The organism is Halomonas aestuarii, assembly GCF_001886615.1.
Taxonomy (GTDB): Bacteria; Pseudomonadota; Gammaproteobacteria; order Pseudomonadales; family Halomonadaceae; genus Halomonas; species Halomonas aestuarii.
In genome coordinates this window covers 1,652,097-1,671,110 of record NZ_CP018139.1, presented here as the reverse complement: position 1 = coordinate 1,671,110, position 19,014 = coordinate 1,652,097, and the positions used below count along the sequence as shown (strand labels likewise).

The window sequence follows — 19,014 nt, the reverse complement described above, 5'->3', positions numbered from 1 at the left end:
AGGGCGCCGACGACAGGCCGAATCAGAGGTCCTGCGCCAGGGGTGAGGAGCACTGCTCCGAACGGGTTGGCCATGGATGGCCAGCCCCGGACCTGCAAGCGGAGCGGGACGCGAGAGCGTAGCAGGGCGCTGGTAGCGCCCAAGGACGGGTTCACAGCGCCTCCGAGAGGCCTGTCGGCGGATCGTTCCTTCCTGATCAGGAATGCCACAACGCAACGCGCCGGCCCGAGGGCCGGCGCGTTGCGTTCCGGGCGGGCCGGAACGGCGACGTAGGGCGTGATCAGAGCGTCAGGTCGTACTCGACGATCAGCGGCGCGAACTCCGAGAAGGTCGCGTCGTAGTCGATCCAGGCGTCCACCACGTGGCGACGGAAGTTGGGGCCGACGATCTGGTAGTCGATGCGCCAGCCTTCCTGGCGGGAGCGCGGCACCTCCTGGTCGAGCTTCGGCCACCAGGTGTATTCCCCGGCATCGCGGTTGATCTCGCGGAAGGTGTCGATGAAGCCGGTGGGACCGAACACCTGGTCCATCCAGGCACGCTCCTCGGGCTTGAAGCCGGGCGTGGTCTGGTTGTCGGCCCAATTCTCCAGGTCGAGCGTCTTGTGGGCGATGTGCCAGGTCCCGCAGATGATGTACTCGCGACGCTTGCGGGCCATCTTCGACAGGTACTCCTGGTACTGGGCCATGAAGGCCTGCTTCTCGGCATAGTCGCTGCCGTCGGGCATCAGGAAGCTGGCGATGCTGAAGCGGTCGTAGTCGGCCTGCAGGAAGCGGGCCTCGTGGTCGCACTGGGGAAATCCCAGGCCGTACATGATCGCCTTGGGGATCTTGCGGCAGTACAGGCCGACCCCCGAGAAGCCGTCCTGCTCCGCATCGAGGAAGTAGCCCTCGTACCCTTCCGGGTAGAGGATGCTATCGTCCAGCTCGAAGCTCTTGGCCTTGAGGTTCTGCACGCAGACGACATCGGCGTCCTGGTTGGCCAGCCAGTCGAGAAAGCCTCGACCCACGGCCTCGCGGATGCCGTTGACATTGATGGTGGCGATTTTCATACGTGGTCCCTTTTTCGTCGCGCGTGTATGATACCCGACGTTTCGACGTTTGGGTAAATGGCCCCGGTCGATAGACGTGATAAAGGCCCTTGACCGTTAAATAGGAGGCCCCGTGGCGGACCAGCCTGGCGCGCAGCGCATGCAAGCCTACCAGCGGGAGTTCATCGAGTTCGCCATCGAGCAGGGCGTGCTGAGCTTCGGCGAGTTCACCCTGAAGTCCGGGCGCGTCAGTCCCTATTTCTTCAACGCCGGCCTGTTCCGGACCGGCGGCGCCCTGGCCCGGCTGGGGCGCTTCTATGCCCGCGCCATCGAGGCCAGCGGCCTCGAGGTCGACGTGCTCTTCGGCCCGGCCTACAAGGGCATCCCGCTGGCCGCCACCACCGCCGTGGCCCTGGCCGACCATCATGACCGCGACCTGCCCTATGCGTTCAATCGCAAGGAGGCCAAGGATCACGGCGAGGGCGGCCACATCGTCGGTGCCGAGCTCGCCGGGCGCATCCTGATCATCGACGACGTGATCACCGCCGGCACCGCCATCCGCGAGGTCATGGGCCTGATCGAGGGCGCTGGCGCCCGGGCGGCGGGCGTGGTGATCGCCCTGGACCGCCAGGAGCGCGGCCGTGACGAGGACGATCCGCGCAGCGCCATCCAGGAGGTGGAAGCCACCTATGGCATGCCGGTGGTCAGCATCGTCACCCTGGACCTGGTGCTCGAGTACCTCGAGGAGCACGCCGGCGAGGCCCTTAAGGGCCATGCCGAGGCGATCCGCGCCTACCGCGACCGCTACGGCGTGCGAGCCGGCTGAGCGCCGAGGGCGTGACGCCTGTACCCGCCGAACGTCCCTCGGGCCCCGCACGGGGCCCGAGTGCGTCGCGGGCCCTTCCTATCAGGAGTCGTTGATGCTTGACGTGGTGCTCTACCAGCCCGAGATTCCGCCCAATACCGGCAACCTGATCCGGCTGTGCGCCAACACCGGCTTCCGGCTGCACCTGATCGAGCCACTCGGCTTCACGCTGGACGACAAGCGCCTGCGGCGCGCCGGGCTCGACTACCACGAATGGGCCCGGGTGCGGGTCCATGCGGACTGGACGGCCTTCCTCGCCGCCGTGGCGCCTGCGCGGGTCTTCGGCGTCTCCACCCGGGGGCGGACCGGTTATCACGAGCCGGCCTATCGCGAGGGCGACGCCCTGGTCTTCGGCCCCGAGACCCGCGGGCTGCCTCAGGCGATGCTCGATGCGCTGCCCGAGACCCGGCGCCTGCGCATTCCCATGCGCGAGGGCAGCCGCAGCCTGAACCTCTCCAACGCCTGCGCGGTGGTGGTCTTCGAGGCCTGGCGACAGCTCTCGTTCATGGGGTCCGGCGATCCGGGGTCCGGCCACGCGGAGGCCGACCCCCACGCGTCTGCGAGGAACCCCTGATGTCCATGTCCATCGCCAGCCGGATCGCCGGCCTCAACCCCCGCCAGCAGGAGGCCGTGCGCTACATCGACGGTCCCTGTCTGGTGCTCGCCGGGGCGGGCTCGGGCAAGACCAGCGTGATCACCACCAAGATCGCCTACCTTGTGCAGGAGTGCGGCATGAGCGCCCGGCGCATCGCCGCCGTGACCTTCACCAACAAGGCCGCCCGGGAGATGAAGGAGCGGGTGGGGACCATGCTCAGGGGCAAGGAGGGGCACGGGCTGACCGTCTCCACCTTCCACACCCTCGGGCTCAACATCATCCGCGGCGAGCTCAAGGCACTCGGGTACCGGCCGGGGTTCTCGCTGTTCGACCCGGAGGATGCCAAGGCGCTGCTGCGCGACCTGATGAACAAGGATGCCCAGGTCGATGCCGACCAGATCAACGCGGTGCAGCACCAGATCTCCCAGTGGAAGAACGACCTGGTGCTGCCCGGCCAGGCGCTCTCCCATGCCGCGGACGACGACGAGCAGTACGCCGCCCGGGTCTTTGAAGCCTACGTGCGCCACCTCAAGGCCTACAACGCCGTGGACTTCGACGACCTGATCCTGCTGCCGGTGGTGCTGCTGCGCGACGACCCCGAGGCGCTGGCCCGCTGGCGGCGCAAGATCCACTACATGCTGGTGGACGAGTACCAGGACACCAACATCAGCCAGTACCTGCTGGTCCGGCTGCTGATGGGCGAGCGGTCGACCTTCACCGTGGTGGGCGACGACGACCAGTCGATCTATGCCTGGCGGGGCGCGCGCCCCGAGAACCTGGTCACCCTGGGCGAGGACTTCCCGCGCCTGAAGGTGATCAAGCTCGAGCAGAACTACCGCTCCACCGGCACCATCCTGCGCGCCGCCAACACCCTGATCAGCAACAACCCCCACGTCTACGACAAGACCCTGTGGTCGGAGATGGGCGAGGGGGCGGCGATCCGCGTGGTGGTCAACCGCCACGAGGAGGCGGAGGCCGAGCGGGTGGCCAGCGAGATCCTCACGCGACGCATCAAGGAGCGTGCCGAGTGGCGCGACTTCGCGGTGCTCTACCGGGGCAACTTCCAGGCCCGGCTGCTGGAGCTCAAGCTGCAGCACTACCAGATTCCCTACAAGCTCTCCGGCGGCACCTCCTTCTTCTCTCGCAACGAGATCAAGGACGCCATGGCCTACCTGCGCCTGCTGATCAACCCGGCCGACGACAACGCCTTCCTGCGCATCGTCAACGTGCCGCGGCGCGAGATCGGCCCGAGCACCCTGGAGAAGCTGGCCAACTATGCCAACGACCAGGCCACCGGGCGCTCGATCTCGCTGTTCGCCGCCTGCCACGAGCTGGGGCTCGCGCAGCAGCTGCCGGAGCGGGCGATGGAGCGGCTGTCGCGCTTCACCCACTTCATCGACGGGGTGCGCCGGCGCATGGACCAGGGCGATGCCATCGAGGCCATCCGCGGCATGCTGCACGAGATGGACTACGAGGCCTGGCTCTACCAGAACGCCAGCGCCCCGACCATCGCCGAGCGCCGCATGGCCAACGTCTGGGTGCTGGTGGACCAGCTCGAGAAGTCCATGAATCGCGATCCCGAGGACACGGCCAGCGAGGATACCGAGACCGATGACGTGGAGGCGGCGATCTCCCGGCTGGTGCTGCGCGACATCCTCGAGCAGCAGGCCGAGGAGGACGACTCCGACCGGGTGCAGCTGCTGACCATGCACGCCTCCAAGGGGCTGGAGTTTCCCCACGTCTACCTGATGGGCCTGGAGGAGGATCTGCTGCCCCACCGCAATGCCGTGGAAGCGGGCACCGTGGAGGAGGAGCGCCGGCTGGCGTACGTGGGCATCACCCGGGCCCGGCGCACCCTGACCCTCACCCTGGCCCGCCAGCGCAAGGCCTACGGCGAGCTGATGGACTGCACGCCCAGTCGTTTCCTGGACGAGCTGCCGGAAGGCGATCTCGAGTGGGAGGGCCGGGCCGACCGGGAGGACCCGGAGAAGAAGCAGGCCCGAGGCCAGGACGCCATTGCCGGGCTGCGCTCTCTACTCGGCTGAAGGCTATCTATTGGCCTGAAGGCTCGCTACTGGGCTGCAGGCGTCGGGGAGGGTCGCAACGAGAACGGGGCGCCTGAGCGCCCCGTTCCTGGTCCTGCGGTGCGGCGTTACTGCACGCTGCCGATCAGGTGATCGACCGCCGCCTGGACCTCGGCATCGGAGAGGTTCGGATTGCCGCCCTTGGCGGGCATGGCATTGAAGCCGTTGATGGCGTGGCTGTAGAGGGTCTCGGTGCCCTTCTCCAGTCGCGGCGCCCAGGCTTCGGCATCGCCCCTCTTCGGCGCGCCGGCGGCCCCGGTGTCATGGCAGGCCATGCAGACGGAGCCGTAGATCGCCTCGCCATCGATGCCGGCCGTCGCGGGCTCGGCGCTGGCCATGGCCTCGCCACCCTCGGCGCTGTCACTGCCGCTCTCCTGGGCCGGCACGTCCATGACCGGATCCACCAGGTGGGCGACCGCGGCCTGGACTTCCTCGTCGGACAGTCCGGGGTTGCCGCCCTTGGCGGGCATGGCATTGAAGCCGTTGATGGCGTGGCTCACCAGGGTCTCGAAGCCCTTGCCGGTTCGCTCGCTCCAGGCGGCCTCGTCGCCACGCACCGGGGCGCCGGCGGCCCCGGTCTCGTGGCAGGCCATGCAGACGTTGTTGTAGATGCCCTCGCCATCGATGGCGCCGCCGCCGGAGTCACCGCCGCTGCTGGCGGCCGCCATGGCGGTGCCGCAGTCCTCGCCCTGCAGGCAGAGTTCGCCCACCGGCTTCAGGCGTTCCGCGATGGCGTCGCGCGCCGCGTCGTCCTGTGCAACGGCCATGCCTGCGCTCAGGCCCAGGGTGACCAGGCACCCCATGATCAGCTTGCTGGATTTCACTCTCACCACCTCTCGACGGTCCTGTAATCGGAATCACGCTCGGCATCGCGTCAGCCGGGGGGACGCCACGGCGCGCTTATATAGTGGATGACAGTATACCGGCATCGCCAACGCCTGGAAAATGCCCATGACTCATACCATGGCCGGGGCCGGCCGGCACCCTTGGCTGGACAGCGCCAGGGCAGGCGGGTAGGATAGCGCCCGCCTGACGCCACGCCGCCAGGCATGGGCGCCCGTAGCTCAGTTGGATAGAGTATCGGCCTCCGAAGCCGAGGGTCGCAGGTTCGAATCCTGCCGGGCGCGCCACGAATTCAAGGGCCTGCGACACTGTCGCAGGCCCTTTTTCATGTGTCAGTCCAACTGGCGGCCTGTCCGGAAACGCCCACACCAACGCGGTGGCACCAATGCTTCGGGCAAGACCACCCTGCAGCGCCTGGTGCCAGTGTTCTCCGTCGAGCAGCTCGACAAGGTGGTGCCGACGACCCGGCTCAGGTTCGTCGCCTTCTGCTTACCTCACCGCCTTCGCTATGTCGTCGACGAGTATCACCGCAAGGGGGATGCGACGCCTCGGGGTGTCATGCTCGGTGCTGTTAGGCGCCGGCCCGGGCATCACGCCCGATTCAGTCGTGGTCGTTGAGGGTGGCATCCAGGGTCAGCAGCGCCGCCTGCCAGGAAGCGGCATCGGCGGCGGCATCGTAGGCCAGCGGCAGGTCATGCTGGGCGGCGAATGCATCGGCCTCGGGATTCGTGAAGCCGTGCTTGGCACCGGGGTAGTTCGTCACTATGACGTCGGCGCCCTGAGCCTTGAGGGCATGGGCCATCGCTATCAGGTCGTCGCGGGCGACGAAGCCGTCGTCGGCCCCGTTGTGGATGCGCACGCTGCCCTCGAAGGCCTGAGGCATCTTCACCGCTACCGTGGGGACCCCATGAAAGCTGATGGCGGCCTCGAGCGGCATGCCGGACAGTGCCATGTTCATCACCACGCTGCCCCCGAAACAGTAGCCGATCGCCGCCATGCCGCCCGCGGCCACCGCCGGGTGTTCGGCCAGCTTGCCCATCGCCGCCTCGAGCCTGGCCCGGGTCGCCGGCCAGTCCTGCATCACCCGGCTTGAGAACTCCTTGGCCTCGGCGGGGTGGCCGGCCAGCTTGCCGTCGCCGTACATGTCCACCGCCAGCGCCACGAAGCCCAGCGCCGCCAGCTGATCGGCCCGGGCACGGGCATAACGGTCCAGCCCCCACCACTCGTGTACCACCAGGACCGCGGGTTGCGGCCGGTCGATGTTGGCGTTGCGGGTCAGGTAGCCCTCATAGGTGGTATCGCCGGTGGCATACTCGAAGACCTCGCCGACCACGCGTGGCCCCGACTGGATAGTGATCGCCTCGTCGGTGGACGAGGGCTCTGTCTGTGCCTGGACGCCGGTCGCGCTCGCCACCAGGCCCGCCGTCAGGCACACCAGGGTGAATAGGTGTCGCATCGGGGATCTCCTTGCCGCTGATCGTTGTTGTAATCGACGTGGGTCGCCTTCGCTCATTCATGCTTTCTTAATATAGCCAGCATGGAGGAGGGGTGTAACCCGTTCTACGACGTCGAAACCGGCGGTTACGGCGCCGGCATTTCCGCCGGCACCGACGATCCCGGCCACGGCGCCCAGCGCCCGCTTGTTGATGATGGGCACCACGCCGAAGGTGGCACCCTCGGCCATCTGCACGAAGAGACTGAACACCAGCATGATGCCGATGGCCAGGGCCAGCACATGCATCTGCGAGAAGAACATCAGGGCGATGCCCTCGCAGAGCATGGCGATGAACAGCCAGCGCACACGTCCCTTCAGGCCAGCCTGCCGGGCGAAGAGGTCCGAGAAGATGCCGCCCAGGGTGCGGGGGAAGAGGTTCATCAGGCCGAAGAGGCCGGCGATCTGCCTGGATCGTGGGGTAGTCAGCTAAACTGATCGGTCACCTGGCCCGAACCAGGGGGCTGCGCCTTGTCCCAGAGCGTTAAAAGGTTTCCCTGTTCTTCTTCCTGCACCTTATGCAACCTGAGTCAGGACGCCTACCCTTGGTAAGTGGCTTTCGACAAGAGCAACAGCATCCGAGCCGGACACCGGCATGCATTTCGAGTAGCAGGGAGTATCAACCGTGAATGATGCAACAATGCCAGGCCAAGGCGCCGTGAGCGAGATACGCGCGAGCATCCGCGCCCATTATTCGGCCAACGAGGCCGACGTGCTGCGCGAGCTGGTGGCGAGTCTCAAGCTGTCGGAGAAGGAGCGCGAACAGGTAGCGGCGGCCGGCGCCAAGTACGTGGATCGTGTGCGCAAGGAAACCTCGCCGAGCATGATGGAGTCGTTCCTGGCCGAGTACGGCCTGTCCACTGCCGAGGGCGTCGGCCTGATGTGCCTGGCAGAAGCCCTGCTGCGCGTTCCCGATGCGGAAACGATCGACGATCTCATCCACGACAAGATCGAGCCGTCCGACTGGGGTTCCCACCTGGGCAAGTCCTCGTCGTCGATGGTCAACGCCTCGACCTGGGCGCTGATGCTGACCGGGAAGGTGCTGGACGACGATCCCAAGGGGCCGGTGCGCGCGCTGCGCGGCCTGGTGCGCCGCATGGGCGAGCCGGTGGTGCGCACCGCGGTCGGCCAGTCGATGAAGATCCTCGGACGCCAGTTCGTGCTCGGCCAGACCATCGAGGAGGGCATGAAGAATGCCCGCGAGCTCGAGAAGAAGGGCTACACCTATTCCTACGACATGCTCGGCGAGGCCGCGCGGACCGATGAGGATGCGGTGCGCTATCACGAGGCCTATGCCAAGGCGATCAGCGCCATCGCCAAGCAGGCCAAGGGCGACGTGCGCGGAAGCCCCGGCATCTCGGTGAAGCTCTCGGCGCTGCACCCGCGCTACGAGTACACCCACCGCGAGACGGTGATGTCCGAGCTCCTGCCTCGCGCCAGGGAGCTGGTCAGGCAGGCTGCCCAGGCCAACATCGGGTTCAACATCGATGCCGAGGAGCAGGACCGGCTGGACCTGTCGCTCGACGTGATCGAGGAACTGATGTCCGATCCGAGCCTTGACGGTTGGGACGGGTTCGGGATCGTGGTGCAGGCCTATGGGCGCCGCGCCGCCCAGGTGATCGAGGCCCTCCACGAGATGGCCGAACGGTACGACCGCAAGATCATGGTGCGACTGGTGAAGGGCGCCTACTGGGATACCGAGATCAAGCTGGCGCAGGAGATGGGCGTCAAGACCTTCCCGGTGTTCACCCGCAAGGTCAACACCGACGTCAGCTACATGGCCTGCGCCCAGATGTTGCTCGACCGGCGCGACCGCATCTACCCGCAGTTCGCCACCCACAACGCGCACACCTGTGCCGCCATCGTCGCCATGGCCGGCGACGACAAGGACAGCTACGAGTTCCAGCGCCTCCACGGCATGGGCGAGTCGCTGCACCACATCGTCAAGCAGTCCGAGGGTTCCCACTGCCGGATCTATGCCCCGGTCGGCGCCCACCGTGACTTGCTGGCCTACCTGGTGCGCCGCCTGCTCGAGAACGGGGCGAACTCCTCCTTCGTGAACCAGGTGGTGGATGACACGATTCCCGCCAGCGAGGTCTCGAAGGATCCGGTGGCCGAGATGCAGCGCCTGGGCGATGCCATCTCCAGCCCGTCGATCCGCCAGCCTGAGGACCTCTTCGCCCCCGAGCGCAAGAACTCCCGCGGCTACCGGATCAACGAGCCGGCCTCCATCGAGCCGCTGATCGCGGCGCGCCAGAAGTTCGCCGACACCACCTGGACGGCCGGGCCGATGCTCGCCGGCAGCCCGGCACCGCAGGGCCCGGCGCGTGATGCCCTGTCGCCCGCCGACACCTCCCGCGTGGTCGGCAAGGTGCATGAGGCGACCCCGGACGAGGTGAAGGCCGCCCTCGACGCCGCCGAGGACGGCTTCAGCGACTGGTCTTCGCGGCCGGTGGCCGAGCGAGCCGAGGTGCTGCGCCGGACCGCCGACCTCTACGAGGAGCACATCGCCGAGCTGACCGTCATCACCACCCGCGAAGCCGGCAAGATGATCTTCGATGGCATCGCCGAGGTGCGCGAGGCGGTGGACTTCCTGCGCTACTACGCCAACGAGTGCGAGCGTCTGGAGGCGGAGGATCCCGGCAGTGCGCGCGGCATCTTCGTCTGCATCAGCCCGTGGAACTTCCCGCTGGCCATCTTCACCGGCCAGATCGCGGCCGCGCTGGGGGCCGGCAACGCGGTGCTCGCCAAGCCCGCCGAGCAGACGCCCATGATCGCCGCCCGTGCCGTCGAGCTGATGCGCGAGGCCGGCCTGCCGGAGGCGGCCCTGCAGCTGCTGCCGGGCGACGGGCCGACGGTGGGCGGACCGCTGACCAGCGACCCGCGGATCGCCGGGGTCTGCTTCACCGGCTCGACCGAGGTGGCGCAGATCATCAACAAGGCCCTGGCGCAGAATGCCGGCCCGGATGCCGTGCTGATCGCCGAGACCGGCGGTCTCAACGCCATGATCGTGGACTCGAGCGCGCTGACCGAGCAGGCGGTGCGCGACATCCTGATCTCCTCCTTCCAGTCGGCCGGCCAGCGCTGTTCGGCGCTGCGGATGCTCTACGTCCAGGAAGAGGCCCGCGAGCGGCTGCTGACGATGCTCGATGGCGCGATGGACGCGCTGGTCATCGGCGACCCGTGGAACACCGACACCGACGTCTCGCCGGTGATCGACGCCGAGGCCCAATCCGACATCGGAGCCTATGTGGCGGCCCAGGAGAAGGCGGGCAAGCTGCTGAAGAAGCTGCCGGCACCGGACGTCGGGACCTTCGTCACCCCGGCCGTGGTCGAGGTCGGCGGCATCGAGGACCTCGAGCGCGAGATCTTCGGTCCGGTCCTGCACGTGGCCACCTTCAAGGCGCGCGACATCGACAAGGTGGTGGATTCGATCAATGACCGGGGCTACGGGCTGACCTTCGGCCTGCACACCCGGATCGACGATCGCGTCCAGCAGATCGTCGAGCGCATCCACGTCGGCAACGTCTACGTCAATCGCAACCAGATCGGCGCCATCGTCGGCTCCCAGCCCTTCGGGGGCGAGGGGCTCTCGGGCACTGGACCCAAGGCCGGCGGGCCGCTCTATGTCACCCGCTTCCGCCGGACCGCCAAGGCCGAGAAGCACGAGGCCCCCCAGGGCAAGTCCGTGACCCTCAAGGAGCTGCAGTCGGCCATCGACGGCCTGGATTCGCGCAACTGGGCGGCACGGCCCGATCGGGTCGAGGTGCTGCGCAAGGCGATGAGCGGCAAGGGCGGCGTGGTGCGCAAGGCACTCGCCGAGGCCGCGGCCCTGGACATGACCCCGCAGACCCTGCCGGGACCGACGGGCGAGAGCAACCGGCTGGCGATGTATCCCAAGGGCCCGGTGCTCTGCCTTGGACCGACGCTGGACATCGCCATTGCCCAGGCGGTCCAGGCCCTCGGGGCCGGCTGTCCGGCGGTGCTCGTGGCGCCCGGCGCGACCCAGGCTGTGCAGCAGATGAAAGGTGCCGGGGCACCCGTCGCCGCACTGGATGGCAGCATCGAGGCCGAGGCGCTGACCCAGGTCAATGGCATCGCGGCCGTGGCGGCCGCCGGTGCCAGCGACTGGACCCGCGACCTGCGCATCGCGCTCGCCAAGCGTGACGGTGCCATCGTGCCGCTCGAGACCCAGATCATCTCGCCGGAGCGCTACGCGGTGGAGCGTCATCTCTGCATCGACACCACCGCCGCGGGCGGCAACGCCAGCCTGCTGGCGACGGCCGAGTAGGTCCGCACGCCCGGTCGGGCGGCATGGTCGCCGCCCGACCAGGCACCGCCGGATCCACGTCCGGCGGCCCTCCACGGAAAGGGCTCACGACACGGTCGTGAGCCCTTTTTTCATGCTCCTGGCCTTCCTGCCTTCGCCTGGCTCTCGCCGTCAGGCCTTGTCCCGGTAGGTGAGGTTGGTCTCCCAGCTCTTGGCGCTTTCCTCGATGGCCTGTCGGACGCCGTCGGCATCGCCTGCCTCGAAGGCGTCATAGATCGCCCGGTGATCGTTCAATGCGGTATCCGGGTCCGTCTGCATGGAGGTTTCCAGTGCCGCCTCGATCAACTCCAGCAGGGTCTGTCCCACCCGTATGGTCATCGGGTTGTGGGTGGCGGTAAGGATGGCGCGATGGAAGGCAACATCGTGATGCGACGTCTGCTCCCCATTGGCGATGGCGGTCGCCATGTCATCGATGGTCTGCTGGATTCGCCGATGGTCCTCATCCGTGGCATTGGCCATCGCCTGCAGGGTGTAGGCGGGCTCGAACATCTGGCGAAACTCCAGGACATCCCGGGTCATGCCGCGGGCCAGGATCATGCCGAAGGCCATCGGATCGACCAGGGGCTCGCCAGGTTCGCGTCGGATGATCGTGCCATGTCCGCGACGCACTTCCACGATGCCGATGGCCTGCAGCATCTTGATCGCTTCGCGAACGCTGGACTTGCCGATGCCCAGGCTCTGCGTCAGTTCGGTTTCGGAGGGCAGGTAGTCCCCCGGCGTGAGGTCACCGCGGATGAGGGCGGTCTTGATCCGCTCCAGGATCTGGAAGGCGATGGAACTGCGTTCCATGGCTCCCCCGAATCGACTCATTTCCATCGCGGCGACAGGAGGTTGGCGGTGGGTGTTCATGAAGGGCATCCCGTGTGGCGCTGACCGACGAGCGTGCGGGTCGCTGGCGTGCGGACCTCGGTCGTGTGAGCCAGTTCGTATGTGGTTGACGGGTTGGTTGGCAAGCGAGACTTGCAAGTCGCTCTGAAACGAGTCTAGCATGTCCCAAGACGTCAGACATCAGATGTCTCATCGGCAGATGGGTGCGATGGCTGACGGCTCCCCTGGAGATTTCGCCTCGGGAGAACTGGACACGGTGCTTTGAGATGACGAAACGACGGGTCATCGTGCTGACCACCGGCGGCACGATCGCCAGCAAGCTGGGGACGGCGGGACGCCACATCTCGGGAGCGATGACCGGAGAGTCGCTGCTGGAGGCCATCACGCCGCCACGCTCGGGCGGGGTGGACGTCGAGGTGGAGGTGCGCTCGGTCCTGCAGAAACCCAGCAATGCCATTGAGCTGGACGACCTGGTGGGGATCTCGCGCCAGTGCAGGCAACTGGCGGAGCAGCCGGAGGTGAGTGGCATCGTGGTGACCCACGGCACCGATACCCTGGAAGAGACGGCCCATTTCCTCGATATCACGGTGCCGCTATCCGGCTGTGCCCTGGTGGTGACTGGAGCCCAGCGGGCGCCTCATCAGGACGGCACCGATGCCTACCGTAACCTGGCCGATGCCATCACCGTGGCGGCGGCCCCCGACATGGCCGGTGTCGGCGTTACGGTGGTCTTCAACCAGTCACTCTATGCCGCGCGGCAGGTCCGAAAGCTCAACACCTACCAGTTGCACGGCTTCGGTGCCCCGGGCGCCGGTCCACTGGGCTACATCGACGGCCAGCGAGTCCACCTCGCCCAGCATCCCCGCCGACCTGCACCGCTCCCGCTGGGTGAGAGCCTGCCCCGCGTGGATATCCTGACGTCCTACCTGGCCGCCAGCCCCGAACTGCTCACCTCCTCTTTCACCGGCGGTGCCCGGGGCATCGTGATCGAGGGGCTGGGCAGGGGGCATGTTCCCCCGACCTGGCTCGACGCCATCCGTCAGGCCACCGAGGCCGGCGTGGCCGTGGTGGTGGCTTCGGTCTGCCACGAGGGGCCGGTCAATACCTGTTACGAGTTTCCGGGCAGCCTGGAGAGCCTCCAGGCGCAGGGCGCCATCGCGGCACCCGACCTAAGCGCTCGCAAGGCGCGCCTGACGCTCGCGGTGATGCTCTCCACCGGGGCGAGCCGCGAGGAGATCGCCTCGTTCTTCGCCCCGGCGATGTTTTCCCCCTGATGAGAGGTTCCGGCCTTCATCAGTTCCTTGAACGCCAGGCCCGTCCTGGCACCACGATGATAACCAGGTGTAACAATGACCAATAAACTGACCAAGGTATCACTGGCGGCCGCCATTGCGGCAGCTTCTTTCGGGATCAGCCAGGCCCAGGCGGCGGATTACAACTTCACCTTCGCCCATGTGCTGATCGAGGAAACGCCCAACGGACAGGCGGCACTGCGCTTCAAGGAAGAGGTCGAGGAGAAGTCCGACGGTCGCATCAGCATCGAGGTGCTGCCTGCGGCTCAGGTGGGCGGCGATGTCGAGATCATCGAGCAGATCCAGATGGGCCTGGTCGACATCGGCATTCCGCCGACCGCGACACTCGGTAACTTCGAGCCTCGCATGCAGATTCTCGATCTTCCCTTCCTGCTGCCGGACTACGACACCATGGTCAAGGTGCTGGACGGCGACGTGGGTCGCGAGATCCTGGATACCCTCGACGACGACAACATGTATGGCGTGAACTTCTGGGGTGCCGGCTTCCGTCACATCACCAACAACATCCGTCCGATCGAGACCCCCGAGGACCTCGCAGAGGTGCGCATGCGCACGATGCAGGCCCCGATCATCATCTCGACCTACGAGAACCTGGGCGCCAATGCCACCGCGATGGCCTTCACCGAGGTCTACAACGGGCTGCAGCAAGGGGTGGTGGAAGGTCAGGAAAACCCGCTGGCCAACATCTACACCATGCGTTTCTACGAAGTTCAGGATTATCTGTCCCTTACCAACCACGCTTACCATGCCTACGCCGCGGTGATGAACCAGAGCGCCTGGGATTCCCTGCCCGAGGATCTGCAGCAGGTCATGACCGAGGCCTTCAACAATGGTCGCGATACCTCACGGGAGCTCACCCTGCAGGACGAGGGCCGGATTCTCGAGGAGATCGAGAGCGAGATCGCGATCAACGAGATCACCGACGAGGCCAGGGCCGCGTTCATCGAGGCCAGCATGCCGGTGCATGAGGAGTACACGGAGATCGTGACGCCGGAGCTCCTGCACAAGGTCTACGACGAAGTCGGTATCGAGTACTGAGCCATGCTCGAAGCGCTCAATAAGCTCATTGACCGCTTGGAGAAGGTGGTGATGGTCGCGTTCATGTCGATCGCGACCATCATCACTACCTTCCAGGTCATCTATCGCTACGGCTTCAACAGCTCCTTGTCCTGGGCGGAAGAGGTCGTGATCTATTCCATCGTCTGCATGAGCTTCGTCGGTGCCAGCATGGGGGTCCGACACGGCGCCCATATCTCGGTAGACGTGCTCAATGCCTTCGCGCCACCCGCCGTCAACCGTTGGCTGCATCTGCTGACCGCGGCGCTCGGTATCGTCTTCGCCGCCTCGATGGCCTACCTCGGCTTTCAGCTGTTCTCCCTGACCCTCGATCGCGGCATGCTGTCGCCCGCGATGCGGATGCCCATGGCCTGGGTATACCTGCCGATCGGTCTGTCCGGGGTATTGCTGATCATCCGTTACTGCTGGCTGATCCGCGAGGTCTGGCACAAGCCTCCCGTCAGCATGGCGGAAGAGCTCGCTGCCGAAAAAGACAACCTGGTGTGAGTGGCTGTCCCGACACGCCACGCGACAACCTCGAGGAATTTCCATGATTACGGCCCTGTTGCCCATCTTCTTCGCGGTGCTGCTGCTGGGGCTGCCGATCTTTGCGGCACTGGCCTTTTCCGTGATTCTGGCCATCCAGTTCTTCGGCAGCACCGACCCGATCATCGTGCCGATGCGCATGTTCTCGGGCATGAACAACTTCTCGCTGATGGCGATTCCCTTCTTCATCCTGGCGGCCGAGCTGATGCGCATCGGTGGGCTGTCGGATCGCCTGATCAACCTCGCCAAGGCGCTGGTCGGCTGGGTGCCTGGCGGCCTGGCGGCGGCGACGGTCCTGTCCTGCCTGTTCTTCGGCTCCATCTCGGGCTCGAGTCCCGCCACGGTAGTGGCCATCGGCAGCATCATGTTTCCCGCCCTGGTGGCGGCCGGCTACGACAAGCGCTTCGCCATCGGGGTGATCGCCACGGCCGGGACCCTGGGGCCCATCGTGCCGCCCAGCATTGCCCTGATCATCTATGGCTCGGTCACCGGGACCTCGGTGGGTCGCCTCTTCGCGGCAGGCCTGTTGCCTGCGCTGCTGATCGCCTCGATCCTGATCGCCTACTGTATCGTCTATGCCTACTTCAAGGGGTACGGCCGCGCTTCCTTCCCGTCGCTGCGCGAGATCGGTGCGGCCTTCAAGGCGGCGGCCTGGGGGCTGGGATTACCCTTCATCCTGCTGGGCGGGATCTACAGCGGGGTGTTCACGCCCACCGAGTCGGCCGCGGTCGCCTGCATGTATGGGCTGTTCGTCGGCATGGTGGTCTATCGCAAGATCCACCTCCGCAACCTGCTCAGCACGCTGAACAGTGCCGGCCTGATGTCCGCCACCCTGCTGTTGATCACCGCCGGGGCCTCGGCGTTCTCGTGGCTGCTGGCCATCACCGGGGCCCCGACGCAGCTGGCGGGTGAGGTGCTCTCCTGGACCGAGGATCCCATCCAGGTCATGGCCCTGTTCAACGTGGTCATGATCATTGCCGGATTCTTCCTCGACAGTGCCTCGGCGATCATCGTGCTTTCACCGCTGCTGCAGCCCATTGCCGCCCAGGTGGGCGTGGATCCCACCCACTTCGGCGTCATCACGCTGATCAACTTCTCGGTCGGCATGATCACTCCTCCGGTGGGGCTCAACCTCTTCGTGGCGATGGCCATCTCCAAGATGACATTGCCGGAAGTGTTCAAGGCCTGTCTGCCCTTGATCGGCCTGATGCTGCTGTCGCTGATCATCATTACCTACGTTCCCTGGTTCAGCACCGTTCTGCCTGACCTGATCTACCGCTGAGGAGGCGTCATGACACAGATAGCGCATCTCCATGAAGCGCTGGACGGGCAGCGCCTCTGGGATGATGTCCAGTCGCTGGCGTCCATCGGTGCCCTCGAGCCGAGGGGGATTCGCCGCCTGGCCCTGGATGAAGCGGACAATCGTGCCCGGCTGTGGCTGGCCGAGCAGGGAGCCGCGCTGGGATGTCGGGTCCACTACGATGCCCTGGGCAATCTCTTCCTGCGTCGCGAAGGGCAGGATGCCTCCCTCGCTCCGCTGTTGATCGGTAGCCACATGGACAGCCAGCCCCGGGCGGGGGCCCATGACGGCGCCCTGGGCGTCGTGGCAGGGCTGTCCATACTCAGGACGCTGAGCGAGCGGGGCATCGCCCACCGCCGCCCGCTGGAGGTGGTTGCCTGGACGAACGAGGAGGGCGCGCGCTTTGCGCCGGGTGCCTCGGGATCTTCCTGGTTCGCCGGGCAGCGGGAATATGAGGATATCTTGGCCGCCCTGGACGGCGACGGCGTGCGCTTCGGTGATGCCCTCCAGGAATGCCTGACCCTGCTCGAGGACAAGGGGCTCGAGTACCGTCCGGCCCCCTTTGAACCGCACGCCTTTCTCGAGCTTCACATCGAGCAGGGGCCGATACTCGAACAGTTGGGCAAACCCGTGGGGATCGTGAGCGGCATCCAGGGAGTCAACTGGTATCGCATCGAGGTGGAAGGGATGGCCAATCATGCCGGCACCACGCCGCGGCAGGCGCGCCGTGACGCCTTCGATGGTGCCCATGAGCTGGTGACGGCGCTGAAAGCGGCGACAAGTGGGCAGGACGACGACCTGCGTTTCACCATCGGCACCTTTTCCCTCTGGCCCGATGCCGTCAACACCATCGCGCAGCGGGCCACCTTCACCATCGATCTGCGCCATCCTCGACAGGCCGTGCTGGATGACCTCGATGCCCGGTTCCATGCCCTGGCCCGACGCCAGTGGAGCGGCTGCGACGCCCACCTGACGGTCACCTCGCGGGTAGCGCCGGTGGCCTTTCCCGACAGCCTGCTGGAAGTGCTCCGCGAGAGCGCGGGCAGCGTCTGTCCCGAGGTCCCGGAACTGGTCTCGGGGGCCTTCCACGATGCGATACACCTCGCCCACGTCTGTCCCACCGCCATGCTGTTCACGCCCTGTCGCGCCGGGATCAGCCACCACCCCGACGAGCATATCGAGCGCGAGGACGCCGAGGTGGCTGTCCGTGCACTGGCCGAGGCAGCCTCGCGACTCCTGGCCTGACAGTGCCGCCGAGGCGGCAGGCATTCTCCACAACGATCCAGAGGTCCCAGCCATGCCGCATTCCCCGATCCTCCTTCCCCTGAGCGAACAGCACGCGAGGCTGCGCGCCGGCTCGCTGAGTGCCGTCGAACTGGTCGAGGCCGCCATGGAGCAGCATGCCCGTCGTGGTGCCCATGACCATGCCTACCTGACCTGGAATGGCGATGCCGCCCTGAGGGTGGCCCGGGCCACCGATGCCGTCCTAGACAGCGGTGGCGATACCGGGCCGCTGATGGGCGTGCCCGTGTCGATCAAGGACCTCTACGCGGTACCGGGCCTGCCCACCTATGCCGGCTCTCCCCAGCGCCTGCCCCGCGAGTGGGAAGCGCCCGGTCCGATGGTTTCGGCGCTGCTGCGCCAATTGCCCAGCGTGATGGGCAAGACGCACACGGTGGAGTTCGCCTTCGGTGGCCTGGGCACCAATGCGCACTGGGGCACCCCACGCAACCCCTGGGACGCCAGCCACCATCGTACGCCCGGCGGGTCCAGCGCCGGCGCCGGCGTCTCGCTGGTCGGTGGCACCGCCAGCCTGGCACTGGGCAGTGACACGGCGGGGTCGGTGCGCGTTCCCGCGTCGATGACCGGCGTGGCGGGGCTCAAGACGACCGCCGGGCGCTGGTCCACGGCGCAGATCGTGCCGCTCTCTCCTACCCTCGACACCCCGGGGCTGCTGGCCCGCAGCGTCGATGACCTGGCCTTCGCCTTCCAGGCACTGGAGCCTTTCCTGGCGCCGGGTCATGCCGGCGTGCCCGCCGTCCCGGACCTGGCCGACCTGACCCTCGGGGTGCCGGAGGCCTATTTCTGGGAGGACTGCAGTCCGGGCATTGCCGAGGCCGTGCAGATGGCGATCCGGCGGCTCGAAGCCGCAGGAGCGCGCATCGTTTCCCTGGAGCTGCCGCGCACTGACGAGGTGTTCGAGCTGTTCCAGCAGGGCGGGCTGGCGGCCATCGAACTGGCGGCCTTCCTCAACACCGAGCTCCCCGAGGCGATCGCCCGGCTGGATCCCAACGTGGCGGCTCGTGTCAGCGCCGCCGATGCCATTCCCGGGTGGGAATACGTGCGCCGGCGTGGCGTCATCGACTCCCTGTCGGCCAGCGCCGCCGCTCGCCTGGCCGGTGTCGACGCCATGCTGACCCCGACGGTGACGATTACGCCGCCCACCCTCGAGAGCCTCGAGCCCGAGGGCGCCTATGCGCGCGCCAACATGCAGGCCCTGCGCAACACGGTGGTGGGTAACTTCATGGGCCTGTGCGCCCTGTCACTTCCGGTGGGCAAGGATGCGGCCGGAATGCCGGTGGGGCTGCAGGTGCTGGCCGGGCCCGATCAGGATGCCAGGCTGCTGTCCATCGGGCGCGCCATCGAGCACGAGCTGGGCAACGCCCTGGCATGTCTCGGCATGCCCCCCTCTCCCTGATGTCGTTGGCCGTCTCGCCGCCGCTGGCGAGACATGC

The 19,014-nt window shown here is 66.8% G+C and carries 15 protein-coding genes, 1 tRNA gene and 1 pseudogene; 12 read left to right on the top strand and 5 right to left on the bottom strand.

Annotated features, from left to right (window positions below; genetic code table 11):
* Positions 1 to 280: 280 nt before the first annotated feature.
* Positions 281 to 1,048, bottom strand: coding sequence for an exodeoxyribonuclease III (locus BOX17_RS07645; protein WP_071943273.1), 768 nt, complete (start codon positions 1,046 to 1,048; stop codon positions 281 to 283).
* 139 nt (positions 1,049 to 1,187) lie between these two features.
* Between BOX17_RS07645 and pyrE the strand changes: the two genes are divergently transcribed.
* From pyrE to rep, 3 genes are all read left to right on the top strand, one after another.
* Complete coding sequence (gene pyrE / locus BOX17_RS07640) at positions 1,188 to 1,853, top strand: orotate phosphoribosyltransferase (protein WP_071943271.1); 666 nt, start codon at positions 1,188 to 1,190, stop codon at positions 1,851 to 1,853.
* A 94-nt stretch (positions 1,854 to 1,947) separates the two neighbouring features.
* Positions 1,948 to 2,466: a tRNA (uridine(34)/cytosine(34)/5-carboxymethylaminomethyluridine(34)-2'-O)-methyltransferase TrmL gene (gene trmL, locus BOX17_RS07635; protein WP_071943269.1), complete on the top strand. Its 519-nt coding sequence runs from the start codon at positions 1,948 to 1,950 to the stop codon at positions 2,464 to 2,466.
* Complete coding sequence (rep, locus tag BOX17_RS07630) at positions 2,466 to 4,532, top strand: DNA helicase Rep (RefSeq protein WP_071943267.1); 2,067 nt, start codon at positions 2,466 to 2,468, stop codon at positions 4,530 to 4,532. The genes trmL and rep overlap by 1 nt, the downstream gene beginning before the upstream one ends.
* 107 nt (positions 4,533 to 4,639) lie before the next feature.
* Here rep and BOX17_RS07625 read toward each other — a convergent pair whose 3' ends face one another.
* On the bottom strand, positions 4,640 to 5,395 hold the full coding sequence (locus tag BOX17_RS07625) for a c-type cytochrome (RefSeq protein ID WP_244272269.1): 756 nt from the start codon (positions 5,393 to 5,395) through the stop codon (positions 4,640 to 4,642).
* 229 nt (positions 5,396 to 5,624) lie between these two features.
* Here BOX17_RS07625 and BOX17_RS07620 point away from each other — a divergent pair.
* Positions 5,625 to 5,701: transfer RNA gene (locus tag BOX17_RS07620), tRNA-Arg, on the top strand.
* A 40-nt stretch (positions 5,702 to 5,741) separates the two neighbouring features.
* A complete protein-coding gene (locus BOX17_RS17275) occupies positions 5,742 to 6,032 on the top strand; it encodes an ATP-binding protein (RefSeq protein ID WP_071943265.1) in 291 nt (96 codons plus the stop codon).
* On the opposite strand, the gene BOX17_RS07610 is transcribed toward BOX17_RS17275, so the two are convergent.
* Both BOX17_RS07610 and BOX17_RS07605 read right to left on the bottom strand, forming a co-directional pair.
* The gene (locus tag BOX17_RS07610) at positions 6,016 to 6,870 is read right to left on the bottom strand and encodes a dienelactone hydrolase family protein (protein WP_071943263.1); all 855 of its coding nucleotides are present in this window, start codon (positions 6,868 to 6,870) and stop codon (positions 6,016 to 6,018) included. The genes BOX17_RS17275 and BOX17_RS07610 overlap by 17 nt on opposite strands.
* Before the next feature lie 114 nt (positions 6,871 to 6,984).
* Positions 6,985 to 7,311, bottom strand: a pseudogene (locus tag BOX17_RS07605) (MFS transporter); the annotation flags it as partial.
* A gap of 235 nt (positions 7,312 to 7,546) precedes the next feature.
* On the opposite strand from BOX17_RS07605, the gene putA reads away from it, so the two are divergent.
* Positions 7,547 to 11,197: a bifunctional proline dehydrogenase/L-glutamate gamma-semialdehyde dehydrogenase PutA gene (gene putA / locus BOX17_RS07600; RefSeq protein WP_071943261.1), complete on the top strand. Its 3,651-nt coding sequence runs from the start codon at positions 7,547 to 7,549 to the stop codon at positions 11,195 to 11,197.
* A gap of 150 nt (positions 11,198 to 11,347) precedes the next feature.
* Here the strand turns inward: putA and BOX17_RS07595 are convergent, their stop codons facing one another.
* The gene (locus BOX17_RS07595) at positions 11,348 to 12,025 is read right to left on the bottom strand and encodes a FadR/GntR family transcriptional regulator (RefSeq protein ID WP_244272265.1); all 678 of its coding nucleotides are present in this window, start codon (positions 12,023 to 12,025) and stop codon (positions 11,348 to 11,350) included.
* A gap of 305 nt (positions 12,026 to 12,330) precedes the next feature.
* Here BOX17_RS07595 and BOX17_RS07590 point away from each other — a divergent pair, with 305 nt between their 5' ends.
* The 6 genes from BOX17_RS07590 to BOX17_RS07565 all read left to right on the top strand — a co-directional run bounded on the left by BOX17_RS07590 (position 12,331) and on the right by BOX17_RS07565 (position 18,977).
* Positions 12,331 to 13,338 (top strand): asparaginase, encoded by a 1,008-nt coding sequence (locus tag BOX17_RS07590; protein WP_071943257.1) that lies wholly within the window; start codon positions 12,331 to 12,333, stop codon positions 13,336 to 13,338.
* 75 nt (positions 13,339 to 13,413) lie between these two features.
* A complete protein-coding gene (locus BOX17_RS07585) occupies positions 13,414 to 14,415 on the top strand; it encodes a TRAP transporter substrate-binding protein (RefSeq protein ID WP_071943255.1) in 1,002 nt (333 codons plus the stop codon).
* Between the two features lie 3 nt (positions 14,416 to 14,418).
* Positions 14,419 to 14,940, top strand: a complete 522-nt coding sequence (locus BOX17_RS07580; RefSeq protein WP_071943253.1) for a TRAP transporter small permease — start codon at positions 14,419 to 14,421, stop codon at positions 14,938 to 14,940.
* Positions 14,941 to 14,983: 43 nt separating this feature from the next.
* Positions 14,984 to 16,261, top strand: a complete 1,278-nt coding sequence (locus BOX17_RS07575; protein ID WP_071943251.1) for a TRAP transporter large permease — start codon at positions 14,984 to 14,986, stop codon at positions 16,259 to 16,261.
* Positions 16,262 to 16,270: 9 nt separating this feature from the next.
* A complete protein-coding gene (locus BOX17_RS07570) occupies positions 16,271 to 17,524 on the top strand; it encodes a M20 family metallo-hydrolase (RefSeq protein WP_071943249.1) in 1,254 nt (417 codons plus the stop codon).
* A gap of 52 nt (positions 17,525 to 17,576) precedes the next feature.
* Positions 17,577 to 18,977 (top strand): amidase, encoded by a 1,401-nt coding sequence (locus tag BOX17_RS07565; protein ID WP_071943247.1) that lies wholly within the window; start codon positions 17,577 to 17,579, stop codon positions 18,975 to 18,977.
* Positions 18,978 to 19,014 lie beyond the last annotated feature (37 nt).

What these genes read in the sequence shown, in the direction of transcription:
- BOX17_RS07580 (WP_071943253.1), top strand. Translation starts at nt 14,419, where the DNA reads ATGCTCGAAGCGCTCAATAAGCTCATTGACCGCTTGGAGAAGGTGGTG.
- BOX17_RS17275 (WP_071943265.1), top strand. Translation starts at nt 5,742, where the DNA reads ATGTGTCAGTCCAACTGGCGGCCTGTCCGGAAACGCCCACACCAACGC.
- BOX17_RS07565 (WP_071943247.1), top strand. Translation starts at nt 17,577, where the DNA reads ATGCCGCATTCCCCGATCCTCCTTCCCCTGAGCGAACAGCACGCGAGG.
- BOX17_RS07595 (WP_244272265.1), bottom strand. Translation starts at nt 12,025, where the DNA reads ATGGAACGCAGTTCCATCGCCTTCCAGATCCTGGAGCGGATCAAGACC.
- BOX17_RS07570 (WP_071943249.1), top strand. Translation starts at nt 16,271, where the DNA reads ATGACACAGATAGCGCATCTCCATGAAGCGCTGGACGGGCAGCGCCTC.
- trmL (WP_071943269.1), top strand. Translation starts at nt 1,948, where the DNA reads ATGCTTGACGTGGTGCTCTACCAGCCCGAGATTCCGCCCAATACCGGC.
- putA (WP_071943261.1), top strand. Translation starts at nt 7,547, where the DNA reads ATGCCAGGCCAAGGCGCCGTGAGCGAGATACGCGCGAGCATCCGCGCC.
- rep (WP_071943267.1), top strand. Translation starts at nt 2,466, where the DNA reads ATGTCCATGTCCATCGCCAGCCGGATCGCCGGCCTCAACCCCCGCCAG.
- BOX17_RS07590 (WP_071943257.1), top strand. Translation starts at nt 12,331, where the DNA reads ATGACGAAACGACGGGTCATCGTGCTGACCACCGGCGGCACGATCGCC.
- BOX17_RS07645 (WP_071943273.1), bottom strand. Translation starts at nt 1,048, where the DNA reads ATGAAAATCGCCACCATCAATGTCAACGGCATCCGCGAGGCCGTGGGT.
- BOX17_RS07585 (WP_071943255.1), top strand. Translation starts at nt 13,414, where the DNA reads ATGACCAATAAACTGACCAAGGTATCACTGGCGGCCGCCATTGCGGCA.
- pyrE (WP_071943271.1), top strand. Translation starts at nt 1,188, where the DNA reads ATGCAAGCCTACCAGCGGGAGTTCATCGAGTTCGCCATCGAGCAGGGC.
- BOX17_RS07575 (WP_071943251.1), top strand. Translation starts at nt 14,984, where the DNA reads ATGATTACGGCCCTGTTGCCCATCTTCTTCGCGGTGCTGCTGCTGGGG.
- BOX17_RS07610 (WP_071943263.1), bottom strand. Translation starts at nt 6,870, where the DNA reads ATGCGACACCTATTCACCCTGGTGTGCCTGACGGCGGGCCTGGTGGCG.